Annotated in this window: 14 protein-coding genes; 9 read left to right on the top strand and 5 right to left on the bottom strand. The window is 38.1% G+C overall.

The annotated features are described in order from the left end of the window. Positions 1-38 precede the first annotated feature (38 nt). Entirely contained in the window at positions 39-1,229 is a 1,191-nt protein-coding gene (gene rocD, locus QUF93_RS08030) for an ornithine aminotransferase (RefSeq protein WP_000616664.1), read from the top strand. A 105-nt stretch (positions 1,230-1,334) separates the two neighbouring features. Further along, positions 1,335-1,619, top strand: a complete 285-nt coding sequence (locus QUF93_RS08025; protein ID WP_289358412.1) for a hypothetical protein — start codon at positions 1,335-1,337, stop codon at positions 1,617-1,619. Positions 1,620-1,653: 34 nt separating this feature from the next. Here the strand turns inward: QUF93_RS08025 and QUF93_RS08020 are convergent, their stop codons facing one another. Then, on the bottom strand, positions 1,654-2,556 hold the full coding sequence (locus QUF93_RS08020; RefSeq protein ID WP_002116966.1) for a fumarylacetoacetate hydrolase family protein: 903 nt from the start codon (positions 2,554-2,556) through the stop codon (positions 1,654-1,656). Positions 2,557-2,800: 244 nt separating this feature from the next. On the opposite strand from QUF93_RS08020, the gene QUF93_RS08015 reads away from it, so the two are divergent. From QUF93_RS08015 to gerPF, 7 genes are all read left to right on the top strand, one after another. After that, positions 2,801-2,980: an aspartyl-phosphate phosphatase Spo0E family protein gene (locus QUF93_RS08015; RefSeq protein WP_000462854.1), complete on the top strand. Its 180-nt coding sequence runs from the start codon at positions 2,801-2,803 to the stop codon at positions 2,978-2,980. A gap of 96 nt (positions 2,981-3,076) precedes the next feature. Continuing rightward, entirely contained in the window at positions 3,077-3,298 is a 222-nt protein-coding gene (gene gerPA, locus QUF93_RS08010; protein ID WP_001111190.1) for a spore germination protein GerPA, read from the top strand. A 14-nt stretch (positions 3,299-3,312) separates the two neighbouring features. Then, positions 3,313-3,519, top strand: a complete 207-nt coding sequence (gene gerPB / locus QUF93_RS08005) for a spore germination protein GerPB (protein WP_002116962.1) — start codon at positions 3,313-3,315, stop codon at positions 3,517-3,519. Between the two features lie 64 nt (positions 3,520-3,583). Continuing rightward, a complete protein-coding gene (locus QUF93_RS08000) occupies positions 3,584-4,198 on the top strand; it encodes a spore germination protein GerPC (RefSeq protein ID WP_002116960.1) in 615 nt (204 codons plus the stop codon). A gap of 6 nt (positions 4,199-4,204) precedes the next feature. Further along, complete coding sequence (gene gerPD / locus QUF93_RS07995) at positions 4,205-4,399, top strand: spore germination protein GerPD (RefSeq protein WP_001052805.1); 195 nt, start codon at positions 4,205-4,207, stop codon at positions 4,397-4,399. 14 nt (positions 4,400-4,413) lie between these two features. After that, entirely contained in the window at positions 4,414-4,800 is a 387-nt protein-coding gene (locus tag QUF93_RS07990; protein WP_002116958.1) for a spore germination protein GerPE, read from the top strand. Between the two features lie 42 nt (positions 4,801-4,842). Further along, positions 4,843-5,058: a spore germination protein GerPF gene (gerPF, locus tag QUF93_RS07985; RefSeq protein WP_001141570.1), complete on the top strand. Its 216-nt coding sequence runs from the start codon at positions 4,843-4,845 to the stop codon at positions 5,056-5,058. 56 nt (positions 5,059-5,114) lie between these two features. On the opposite strand, the gene QUF93_RS07980 is transcribed toward gerPF, so the two are convergent. The 4 genes from QUF93_RS07980 to addB form a co-directional block, all read right to left on the bottom strand. After that, positions 5,115-5,822, bottom strand: a complete 708-nt coding sequence (locus tag QUF93_RS07980; RefSeq protein WP_289358411.1) for a DNA alkylation repair protein — start codon at positions 5,820-5,822, stop codon at positions 5,115-5,117. Between the two features lie 217 nt (positions 5,823-6,039). Beyond that, entirely contained in the window at positions 6,040-6,318 is a 279-nt protein-coding gene (locus QUF93_RS07975) for an RNA polymerase alpha subunit C-terminal domain-containing protein (RefSeq protein ID WP_289358410.1), read from the bottom strand. Between the two features lie 23 nt (positions 6,319-6,341). Then, positions 6,342-10,067 (bottom strand): helicase-exonuclease AddAB subunit AddA, encoded by a 3,726-nt coding sequence (addA, locus tag QUF93_RS07970; protein WP_289358409.1) that lies wholly within the window; start codon positions 10,065-10,067, stop codon positions 6,342-6,344. Then, positions 10,064-13,579 (bottom strand): helicase-exonuclease AddAB subunit AddB, encoded by a 3,516-nt coding sequence (gene addB, locus QUF93_RS07965; protein WP_002116948.1) that lies wholly within the window; start codon positions 13,577-13,579, stop codon positions 10,064-10,066. Before addB ends, addA begins: the two co-directional genes overlap by 4 nt. Positions 13,580-13,596 lie beyond the last annotated feature (17 nt).

Below are 13,596 nucleotides of genomic sequence, written 5' to 3'. Positions count from 1 at the left end.
TTTACAAACTTCTTGTAATAACAAAAGGGGGAACAATCATGATTCAAACTAAGGATATTATCGAACTTACAGACACATACGGAGCAAATAACTACCATCCACTTCCAATCGTTATTTCTAAAGCAGAAGGCGTTTGGGTAGAAGATCCTGAAGGAAACCGCTATATGGACTTACTAAGTGCATATTCTGCAGTAAACCAAGGTCATCGTCATCCAAAAATCATTAACGCTTTAATTGACCAAGCTAATCGAGTTACGTTAACTTCTCGTGCTTTCCATAGTGATCAATTAGGTCCTTGGTACGAAAAAGTTGCGAAACTAACAAATAAAAATATGGTACTTCCTATGAATACAGGCGCAGAGGCTGTTGAAACTGCAATTAAAACAGCTCGTCGCTGGGCTTACGATGTGAAAAAGGTAGAGGCAAACCGTGCAGAAATCATCGTTTGTGAAGATAACTTCCACGGACGTACAATGGGTGCTGTTTCTATGTCATCAAACGAAGAGTACAAGCGCGGCTTCGGTCCAATGCTTCCTGGCATTATTGTAATTCCTTACGGTGATTTAGAAGCTTTAAAAGCTGCGATTACACCAAATACAGCTGCATTCATTTTAGAGCCAATCCAAGGTGAAGCAGGAATTAACATCCCACCAGCTGGTTTCTTAAAAGAAGCTTTTGAAGTATGTAAAAAAGAAAACGTTTTATTCGTAGCAGATGAAATCCAAACAGGCTTAGGCCGTACTGGTAAAGTATTTGCTTGCGACTGGGACAATGTAACTCCTGACATGTACATACTTGGTAAAGCACTTGGCGGCGGCGTATTCCCAATCTCTTGTGTTGCAGCAAACAGCGACATTTTAGGCGTATTCGAGCCAGGTTCTCACGGTTCTACATTCGGTGGTAACCCACTTGCATGTGCTGTTTCTATCGCAGCTCTTGAAGTATTAGAAGAAGAAAAATTAACAGAGCGTTCTCTTCAATTAGGAGAAAAACTAGTTGGGCAATTAAAAGAAATTGATAACCCAATGATTACTGACATTCGTGGTAAAGGTTTATTCATCGGTATCGAATTAAACGAGCCAGCTCGTCCTTACTGTGAACAACTAAAAGCAGCTGGGCTATTATGTAAAGAAACACACGAAAACGTAATTCGTATTGCACCACCTCTAGTAATCTCTGAAGAAGATTTAGAGTGGGCATTCCAAAAAATTAAAGCTGTACTATCTTAATAATAGTGAGGTTGTCCTAAAATATAGGACAACCTCTTTCATTTTTTAGTAATTTACCTTAAAATAAAATTGAATATTCTGTTTTCTGTAAAAAGGGGGAACTGTATGCTGTTGAAATACGGTAAACACATTAACTATTTAGCTACAATTTTTATTTCTATTACATTCATCGGCTTCATATTATCTACGACGTTACTCAATCACTATTCAACTCCTAATACATTCACACTACTTAAAACATCATTTTGGACTGCTGTTTTCCTTACAATTATCGGTTTTGGCCGCGAAAGAAGCGCACTTGCAGTTATGCTAATTGGAATTTGCACTTTAGCACTAATCGGATTGTATATTTTCGCCATTATAGATTACTCCATTAATCCACGCCCATAAAAAAGAGCTATCTTTTCACAAGATAGCTCTTTTTTCATTTCACTATATTTCTTAGCGTACCAATTCCCTCTACTGTAATAACAACTTCATCACCAGCATGCAAAAACTTCGGTGGTGTAAAACCTTTACCAACACCAGCTGGTGTCCCTGTTGCAATGATATCTCCTGGCTCTAATGTCATGCCTTTACTTATAGTTGAAATAATTTCTTCTACTGAAAAAATCATTTCTCTCGTATTTGAAGTTTGCCTTACTTCTCCATTTATCACTGTTTCAATGTGTAATTCATTCGGCGTTCTAACCATTGATTTATGAATTAAATACGGTCCCATCGGACAAAATGTATCGAAACTTTTCCCTAGGAAAAATTGTTTATGTTTCCTTTGAATATCCCGAGCAGTTACATCATTTATAACTGTATATCCAAAAACATGGTCAAGAGCTTTTTCTATTTTTATTTGTTTCCCTCGCTTACCAATAACGATCGCTAGTTCTCCTTCATAGTCTAGTTCATTCGTTGCGTGAGGGTGACCATTAATTTGCTCATCAATTCCGATCACTGTTGTTGGCGCTTTTGTAAAGATCATTATATTTTCAGGGATCGACTCTACTCCACCCATTTCTACCGCATGCTCACGATAGTTCTTTCCAACACAAAGAATATTTTTTCTCGGCCTTGGAATCGGTGCTAATATTTTCACCTCTGCTAACGGATAATACGCCGATCCCGCATTTTCCTTCGCCCAATTTACAATGTCGCACACTTTCTCAAGACATTCGCTTCCTCTTTCAATACACTCTAACATGGTAATTGGGATAGTAACCTTTTCCCCTTTTTGTCTTTGCGCTTCTCTTAAATGTAATACTTTTTCTTCCTCTTCATCTACAATACCTACAAATACCTTCTCTTCTTTCTTCGCCGTTACAAAACGCAACATTTCCACTCTCCATCCTAAAACTCATACCATTTAATTGTATTCGCATCCTTAAGAAAAAAACCTTCTTATACACGCTAATTTTTACAATATTCAACCCTTCTTACATTCGTTCCTCATCCGTTATTTGACATAAAATGTAGAAATTATACTTTTTTTAGCGAAGATGTTTCTTTTTTATGTAATTTTTGTATAATATGTACTAAATATATACATAAAAATTTATTGAGAGATGGAGCCGATTTCAATGTTTGAGCAAGCTATCGAAAAAAAACGCGAAAAAATGATCTATTTTGCTGAACGCTACGGAATGACTTCTCAAAAAACAGTGGATTGTAGCCAAGAACTGGACAGGCTCTTAAATGTTGTTTGGCATATACACACAGATTGTACGCACACTCAAATGTTCGAAACACATACGCAATAGCGTATGTGTTTCTTTTATTTCAAAAAAATACACATTTTATTGAAAACGCCCATACAATAGTAGAAAAGAAAATTTTAAAAACGAAGGGTGTTTTGTATGCCAGCTATGGTTGGACATATTCGTATCGTTAATATTGGATCAAGTGGTATTTTTCATATTGGAGATGTATTTGCGATTAGACCTATTAGTTATTCACGCGCTTTCGCTGGAGCCGGTTCCTTTAATGTTGGAGATAACGTCTCTGTTTATAATTATCAAAGTTCAACGACTGTCAATGATTCAGACGTAATCGATCAAGCAATAATTGGTTCGAACTAAAGGAGGCGATTGCTTTGAATTTTTATGTGAACCAAAGTATCATCATTAACAGCATTAAAATCGATAGCATTACGACCTCTTCCGTTTTTCAAATTGGAACTGCAGGTAGTATTAAGGCTCTTTCTAAATTCTCAAATACTGGCGGATTTACAGAACCTCTTCGCCCTTTAAGTGCGAAAGGACAAATTATTTCCATTAAGCCTTCAACTAGTTCTTCTTAGACCACCATTATCATAAATATATAGCAGGAATATACCCTCCCTATTGAAAAGGAGGTTTCACAAAATGAATCAAGATATATACACTTACCTAAACCAACTTCAGCAAGCTCTTCAAATACAGCAACAAACCATTCTAAATCTTGAAGAACAAGTTCGCCTACTACAAGAAGAGCTTAATGAGTTAAAAAGTCGTCCCTCCTCTTCTATAGGAAAAGTGGAATATAAATTCGATCAATTAAAAGTAGAAAATTTAAACGGCACTTTAAATATTGGCTTGAATCCATTTTCAACAAAAGGGCAACAGATTGAAGATTTTCAAGTAGATACAGAAACATTAAAAGTAAATCCTGAAACAGAAACAAATCCAGACTTTTATCAAGGTATTCTTCAAGAAATGCATCGCTATTTAGATGAAGAAGCATATAGTCGAATTCTCCATTTTGAACAAGAAGAGAGAACGCCGCTTGATGAGATGTATCGACAAATGATGGTGGATGACATAAAAAAACAGATGGAACATAGACTTCCGTATTATTTATCACAAGTTCAATCATATGAGGGTATTTCCACAGATCCCGATTATTTACGAGACGTCATTATTCAAGCGATGAAACAAGATATTGACAAAGCCTTCCTTTCCTTTATTCAACACATACCGGGCAATTTCCGAAAGGAGTAAGTATATATGAATTTAAATGTTGTGAACCGCGAGTTAAAAGTAGGGCAGATTAAAATGAACGGGGTTTCTTCTTCCGCATTATTTTTAATTGGAGATGCTAACCTTCTCATCCTTTCTTCTATTCTTGATACGCCATTCGAATCCGTTACAGAGGGGCCATTTGTACCATTAGTAACAGATGTCCCTCCGACTCCAGGTTGAGGAGAGGAAAAATTATGCTCCGTCATACTTCAATTGTACAAAATGTTTCTATCATTTCTATGGGGGTTGCAGCCGTCTTCCAGGCCGGGGATGCTAATCAAATAGAATTAAAAAATAGAGCGCTTATCGTTCATCGAGAAATCCCTTGTTATATAAGAGGTGAAGGTCGTTTTGATGCGTTTGAAATCTTTACAGATGAATACATTACAATTCCAAAGCGAACAACAGATGTAAAAATGAATATTGTAAATGAGTGCCCTTTTATTGAAGTAAATGATGTTCACTTGCGAACAATTTTAAATTCCGCGTGCTTCCAAATCGGCAATGTTGACTATGTTTTTAGTAATTCTCGCACGCTACAAATCCGCCAATTTATTACCGATGAACCTTCCTCTAAATAATTCATATAGTAATTAAAAAGCTTAGTAAAGTAGGTGGATGGTATGCCTTCGGTTGTAGGAAATCTTGTCGTTCAAAACAGTAACGGCTCTTTCAATTTAGGAGATTTTTATAACGTGTCTCCGAAAGAAAATACGAAAGCTTATAACGGGTCTGGGGCTTCCAATGTCGGATTTGTCGTCAATACTTTTAGCGGCGTTAGCGCAACAAATACATTTGATTCTGATGTAGCAGACCAAGATCAAATTGGAACAGCGTAAAAAAGAAACAGCCTTAGCTCTATATCATATAGAGTTAAGGCTGTTTCTTCTAATTTTTAGCACCTTACATATTTACGTTTGAACCCCAGTCTTCCCCTATCAAGTTCTTTATGAATACTTTCGTAAGCATTTAGAAAACTGCTTTTCTTCTTGTCTCGTTTTAGTTCTACTATGCCTACTTCCTTTGCGGTTTCAACTGCCTTTTCATGTAGCGGCACATATGAAATCCCCACGGTGTTTAGAAAATTATTCATAGCGGATTTCGTTCGTTCTGGCGAATCGTGAATTGTATTTTTCACAACTTCTAGCATATTGGCAATCTTACTTTCGGAAAATTCATTGTCTTTTCGATTTCCTAAAAGCCAGCAGTAGCAACTCCAGCCCGCTGACATTCTTAGTTCGTCACCACTTGCAATCCATTTATCAGCCACGTCTTGTGCAAAATTTGATTCTGATAAAGTTACTGCCACCACATAATCGGACAGCATATAAAAGTACGCTCCATCCATCCAACGATCAAAATCCGATTCATTCATAGTTTTTGGGTCTGCGATAATGCCTGCAAAGTACATTGCATCGTAGTTACCTGTGGCATAAAGCTCTTCAGCTAAACTTTGATTGATTTTTATTTTCTTTGCGATTGGTTTCATAGCACCTGTAGCTACGCCAAAAAGTGGATCCTTTGCACCATTAGATATGTATATTTTTTTAGTTCGTTCCTTACCGAGAGTTTCAAGCTCTTGCATTACTGTTTCGAAATCCATAGTGTTGCACTTCCTTCCTTAATATTATAATCAATTTGCTTATATTCTTTATCAAGTTCTCTACACTCATAAATTCATCTTTTTAAATCATTTTGCCCATCGATTTACGATTTTCAAAATGAGATTTCGTTATACGCGTTTATCCAGCTAATTCATACCGATTATATAAACGAATCATTAGTGAAGATACTACTCCCCACTAATGATTCGTTTTTCTTTATTTAAATGATAATCCCTTATCTTCTAAAGCCGCTCTCAATTTAGGTAAAGATGCTGGTCCTATACCGTGCAGTTTCAAAATTTCTTTTTCACTATACTTTGAAAGTTCTTCTAAAGTATGAATTCTATAATGTTCTAATGCTCGCCTTGCTGGTGCTGAAAGAAGAGAAAGAAAGCCTTCTTTTGGCTTTCTCTCTTTCTCACAGGTTGGGCAAGTTGGACAATCGCTACTTTTGTAATACTCGTGTCCTTGATCACAAGTTCTTAACGTCGCCATAATGCATAACCCCTTTCTAAGCTCTATTCGTCAATATTTACAACATGATTCCCATCAAAGAAGTATAAACATTTCTCTTTCACAGGATGTTTTAAGCTTTTCTCGAGTGCTTTTGCATATAGTGAAAGCTGTACCTTGTATCGGTCTTCTAAAGTTGGTTTCGCTTGATCAAATCCGCCTGGGAACTTCCCTTCAATCGTATCTGTCTTAAAGTCAATTAAAGTAATTCCGTCTTCCTCTTCAATCATGCAGTCGATAACCCCTTGGACAAGTATCGATTCGTCACTCTTACCTTGCCAATCTTGATACGCCTCTTCTGCTGAAAGCATCATCGTAAATGGTACTTCACGCTCAACACTTTTTGCTGCTAATACCCTTTTACCTAAATCACTGTCAAAGAATGAAATTACTTTTTCGATCGCTATTTCTTCAGCTTGTTCAAGTGTTAATAGTTCTTTATTTACCATTCTTGCAATTTGTTCTTGAAGAACTTCAATTGTAATTGGTTTCTTCAAATCTACATGTTGCATAACTGCATGGACTGCTGTCCCTCGCTCTGCGTATGTTAGTCCTTTTTTCTCCATAAAGCGCGGACGTGTTTTAATTGGTGCACGAAGTTTTTTAATAAAGGCGTTATCGCTGCCTTCTTCAGATTGATAATTTCTCTTTATTTCTGTAACAGATTGTTTCGCACGGTGAGATGTCGCATCCTCATACCCGTATTCCCACATTAATCTGTCGTACACTTCTTCTTTTCGTTCACTTTCTAACGGAACAGCCTTTTTCTCACGAAGCGCTTCTAACAACTCTTGTTTCTCTTCTTGAACTGGTTCTGGTGCAAGTAACGTGTTACCGTCAACAACTTCTACTTTCCAGCTAGTGTCATACCCATAAATTTCACCTGGAATATTTCCTTGCCCTAATTCAAGAAGCATTTCACTATCACTATGTCTATATAATGAAGGTGCAATCCAGTCTAAATAGCAAGACGCTCCGGCACGTATATGGTCTGGTAATAACCATTCGCTATGCTCCCTCGCATCGAGCCATTTTTCCATTTCTTTATTTGCATCCTTAACTGTTCCGATTAAAATTAACTTCTCTTTCGCACGTGTTAACGCTACGTATAATACGCGCATTTCTTCCGCAATTAATTCCATCTTCATTTTACGCTTAATCGCTAGTTGCGATAATGTCGTATATTTAATTCGTTTACGCGGATCAATGAACTGGGAACCGAAACCAAAATCTTTATGCAGTAAGAAACGTTTCATTAAGTCTTGTGTATTAAAACGACGCCCAAGTCCAGCTACAAATACGACTGGGAACTCAAGTCCTTTACTTTTATGAATCGTCATAATGCGAACGACGTCTTCTTGTTCTCCAAGAGCTCTCGCCGTACCCATATCATCACCGCGTTCTAAAATACGCTCAATAAAGCGTAAGAAACGGAATAATCCTCTAAACGATGTTGCTTCATATTGCCTTGCACGATCATATAGTACGCGTAAGTTTGCCTGTCTTTGCTTTCCAGCTGGTAAACCACCAACGAAGTCGTAATAACCTGTCTCACCGTATACTTTCCAAATTAAATCGGAAAGAGATTGTTGACGCGCAAATTCACGCCATCCTTGCAGTAAATTATAAAACCACTCTAATTTGTCATGTAGTTCTTGCTCTTCTTCAAGCGGTGCTCCTTTTAAGAACGAGCTCATCACTTCATAAAACGACCCTTTCTTTCCGTGAGCACGAAGCGTTGCAAGTTCTTCATCGTTTAGTCCAACGATCGGTGAACGAAGTACAGCTGCAAGCGGAATATCTTGCATCGGATTATCAATAACGCGGAATACGTTCATCATAATATTTACTTCTGTCGCTTCAAAGTAACCAGTCGCAAGATCAGCATATACCGGAATTCCTTGTAATTTTAACTCTTCCATAATTTGCGGCGCCCACGGCATGGATCGCAGTAAAATAACGAAATCACGGTATTGCACTTGTCTCATACTATCAGTTTTACGGTCATACACTTCATAACCTGAATCAACCATCGCTTTAATACGCTGTGCCATAAGACGAGCTTCTAGCTGTGCTTTTTCTACTTCGGCACCTTCTTCTCCGTCTTGCACTTCTTCTTCCGTTTGTTGAATGCATAACAGTTCAGCCGCTACATCTTCACCTTCTGGATAGCTAGCACCTAGCTTTAATTCCGCGTCAGCATCGTAGTCAATCTCCCCAACTTCTTCGCCCATAATTTGTTTGAAGATAAAGTTCGTACCTGCTAGTACTTCATGACGACTACGGAAGTTTTTCGCTAAATCAATCTTCATTCCGCCGCCCGATCCTTCTTGTGTGAAGCGTTTATATTTTCCTAAGAATAAACCAGGCTCTGCTAGTCGGAAACGATAAATTGACTGTTTTACGTCACCAACCATGAATAAGTTTCCTTCACTCTCAGAATCTTTCGTTACAAATTTAATAATCGATTCCTGTACGAAGTTCGTATCTTGATATTCATCAACTAGTACTTCAGCAAATTTATTACGATATTGAAGCGCTACAGCTGATGGCTTCATTTCACCGTTTTCACTTTGTTCACTTAAAATTTGTAAACAGAAATGCTCTAAATCTGTGAAATCGACCATTCCTTTATCGCGCTTCATCGCTTGGAAACGCTCTGTAAATACTTTTACGAGCTGAACGAGTTTTTCTAATACAGGATGCATATCTTGAAAATCTCGTAAGAAACTTTCTGGTCTGCGGCTAAATAGCTCTTCTTGTAATTTCTTCACTTCATCTTTCGCTTTATTACGAAGAGAGTCTACTTGTTTTACAACATCTTCATTGTAATCACTTTTCTTAATACGCTTTAACGTTTGCCACGATACATTTTGCATCGCTTCATACACGCTTGTCCACGACTCACGAGCTGCTGATGATAACGTTCCAAGTAAAGCTACATCCGCTTGCAGGGTTTCGACGCGAGGCGCTGGACCATCAGGAAGCATTGCGAGTTCAGTCGCCTTACGAATATGCTCTTCCGCGGTTTCAAGCTGAAACTTTACATCTTCTAATAGGTAAGAAGCGTACACCAAATCTTCAATCGTCTTTCCTTCAACATCGTATGCTTCTACTAATTTATCAAGCCACTTCTCCGGATTTGGATGCGCTCTTGATTCTGTATGAAGCGCTAAAATCATTCGTTGTAAGTCATCGTCACTACGGTCACTCGTATAACGATCAACTAATTCAAAGAAAATACCATTATCTTCGATTCCATATTCTTCTTCTAATATGTCATCTAGCACTTCTTCTTTTAATAACTCATTTTCTGTTTGGTTCGCAATACGAAAACGAGGATCGACATCAAGCATGTAATAATACCCTCTAATAACTTGTAAACAAAATGAATGAATTGTAGAAATGGAAGCTTTATTTAATAAGCTAAGCTGTTTTCTTATATGCTGTGAACCTGGCCCATCAATTAATACTTTTTCTAACGCTTCCCCAATTCGATTTTTCATTTCTTGCGCCGCCGCATTCGTAAATGTTACAACGAGCAGGCGGTCGACATCGACTGGATTTTCCTCACTTATAATCTTTTTAATAATACGTTCAACTAATACTGCTGTTTTCCCTGATCCAGCTGCTGCTGCGACTAAAATATCACGTCCGTTCGCTACAACGGCTTTCCACTGATCATCTGTCCATTGACTACCTTCTGGTTTCTCAGGCCAATTTTCTATCATTCTCCGCCAACCTCCTCTCTAATTTTCTCCATTGCTTCACTATCTTTCATATCTTTTAACATACGGAATTGGTTATCTTCAAGTGATTCATCAAATTGACAAACAGATTTGAAGTTACAGAACGTACATGCCGCTTTATTCCCCTTTTTGTAAGGAGCAATATCGATAACACCTTCTGTAATGTCTTTTCCGATATTTTCAAACGAGTGGTGTACATATTTTTGAAGTACGTTAAACTCTTGTTCACTTGCAATGCTAGAACGCGCACTAAAACTACCATCTTTTTTCAAACCAGCAGAAATAATATCAGAGCTTCCTGTTGAAAGTTTATTATCCATTAAACGAACAACGTCAGCATCTCCTAGTACGAGTCCTTTCATTTTAAATTTCTTTAAAATTTCTTTCTCAATTTCTTCTTCAGATGCATCGCCTTTCATCTCAACAATCGGGTTATGAATATGGAAATACAATACACCCGCCGGTGATGCAGTACTGCCTTTTTTCATCCACGTATGTGCATTTGCAGTAACAACATCTAAATACGTTAACATTTGAAGCGCGAGTCCGTAATACACTTCTGTTAAATCTAACGCTTTCGAACTTGATTTATAATCAATAATACGAAGGAACGTACCACTCTCATCTTCCGCCTTATCAACACGGTCAATACGGCCAACTACTTCCATCTTCACACCATTTGGCAACGCAAATTCCATTGGTGGAAGTGATCCAGTACCACCCATACCGAACGGCACTTCTAAATCAACTGGTACAAATCCACTCGACTTCGCATGTTCACGAAGAATAAGTGACGTACGGAAAATGATTTGTTGTAGTTTTTGTTTTAAATAGAAATGACGGTTTGAACTTAATAAAATTTGTCTTTGTAATAACGGTGCAATTTCTTCTATTACTAAAGCAGAAAGGTGCTCACACTCTTTTATTGATAAATCCGCCCAAGTACGATTTTCACGTAATAGCTTGTCTGCAATTCTCTTCAGCGCTGCATGGAATAACTCACCGATATCTGGCGCATCAAGTTTGAAAATATCACGCTCTCTTAGCGATAAACCGTGCTGAGCAAAATGAGCGTACGCACAGCGGTTAAATAGTTCCATACGAGAAACGCTTCCCTTAATTGTATCTCCATATAAATCCCTACTTACATCTGTACTTAGTTTCTGTGCACGATTTCGGTAAAATAAACTTGATAAAACGCGGCTACTTTTTTGCTTCCATTCATCTGAAGTAACGTAGAAGTTATATACGTCCCACCAAAAGTCTAAATTGCCTTCAAATCCGTACCGCTTCCACGTCTGCAGTTGCTGCATAACGTAAGACAACGTTACTTCTGGCGTTGCTACATATGAGATTTGTTCCGAACGCGATAAGTCATTTACATCATTCGTAATAAACGATTCTTTCACATCAGGGAACATTCTTTTTATTTTCTTAATAAAACTAGAAGCAAGTAACGTCTTTCCTTCTTCATCCGCAAGCGGACAGGAAATGTATAACTTCTCAGATGCTCTCGTCACCATTTGATACATAACGAACTGTTCTTCTAATAAAGTTTGTCTCGTCGTTGGTGCTAATTCGATACCTGCAGCAGTGAGAACATTTCTTTCCTCATCAGAAAGCATACCTTCATCCATAGGTGCTGCTGGAATCACTCCTTCATTTACTCCAATAATGAACGTCGCTTTAACATCTGATAATCTAGAATGATCAATATTAGCAACTAACACTTGATCTAGTGACGGCGGAATGTTCGCAAATTGAAGTGCCTCAAGACCTGTCGTCATTACATCAGTAAACATAGACAGGGACATCTTCTCTTCACCAAGCATCTCTACAAACGTATCAAGAAGACTCATTACTTCTTCCCACACTTGCTCATGGTCTGTCGCAAATAAGAAATCTCCGCTTTCTTCTGCACGAATACGTAATGCTTCTAGTTTTTTCGGAACGTCAAGCTCCTCTAAAAATAAGTATAATGCTTCGCACATTTGCATAACTGTTCCAGCACGCTTTAACCTTTTTTGCATGCGAATAACTGGTGTTCTTACAACGTCGCGAAGTCGATTTATTTTCTCTTCCATTTCACGTTCACTGTCTGTTATCATTTCACTTGTATCATCAAGAGAACGATATCGACGATACATCCACGGATCTTCAGAAGTCCATCTCTTCCCTTGTACACCGTACGCTAAACAGTAGTTTTCAAACTCATCCATCTCTTCGCGCATCGCTTCTTTTCTTACGTCTAGTGGATATAAGAGTTCTGTTTTCACACAGCGGAACACCGCATCATAACGCCAATTCCCGCTAATAATTTCTAATGCAGAACGAATGCACTCTACTAACGGATGATGTGACATCGGGCGTTTTTCATCGATGAAATGCGGGATATTATAATCCGTAAATAACGTTCGCATCACATCGTAATAACTTTCTCCGTTACGAAGAAGAACCGCGATATCTCGGTAACGATAATCTTCATCCGCCACGAGTCTTCGAATTTCACGAGCAACGCCTTCTACTTCAGCTCGTAAATTAGCTGCTGTACTAATTGTCACACTCGCTTCACCGTGAAACTTTTCATTTGGACGTGCTTCGTAATGCATTTCTAAATGCGCTAATGCTTGCGAATGAAAACGCGGCTGTTCCATAAGTGGAACCGTTTTTTCAATTTCTATTTTCTCTTCACGTGCTACTTGTTTTATTCTTTCATACGTTAACGTCGTTTCGTAAAATAAATCCAGTTCATTCACTGGCTGCGCTAACGTCTTTTCATCTATCGTTAATGTTATTGTTACTCTAGTTCCTAATTTCATTAACCCTCTAACAATTTCTAGCTCTTGAGGAGAAAATGAATGGAATCCATCTATATAAATTTCCGCGCCTTTTACATACTCAGAGTCTGAAAGCTTCTCAATTAATAATTGTAAGTAGTCTTCCGAATCTAAATACTTTCCGATTAAAGCACGTTCAAAATCATCATATAGTAACTGTAAATCATACACTTTATTCGCTAGCAATTTTTGCTCTGCACTACTGCTATGCGTGTCTAATTGTTGCCACATTTCATATACGTTAGACGGCGTCACATTGTAACGTTTAAACTCTGCAATCATACTACCAAGATGTTCAAAGAAACCGTTTTGCTCCGCTGCTTTTTGAAACACAGATAGTCCATCTTTACGAGATTCTACAATTTTACGAAGCAACATATGTACACCAGCTTCATCAATATGAAGACGACTCGCTCCGCCAACTTCTTGCAACACCTTCCACGCTAATCGCGAAAAACTAAAAACTTGTGCCCGAATAGAACCTCTTACATCTTCGCTCCCAATTAACGCCTGCTGCGTTTGGAATGTCATCTGTTCTGGCACAAGATATAATATTGTTTTCCCTCTTGGACGCTGCTTTAACTCTTCTTGCACTTCGCGTAAACAAAGTGTACTTTTTCCACTTCCAGCTCTACCAATCACAAATCGAAGTGACATGTAACCCCACCTTTCAC

This window comes from Bacillus hominis (assembly GCF_030348325.1).
GTDB lineage: Bacteria > Bacillota > Bacilli > Bacillales > Bacillaceae_G > Bacillus_A > Bacillus_A hominis.
This window is presented reverse-complemented; position numbering and strand designations above follow the sequence as displayed.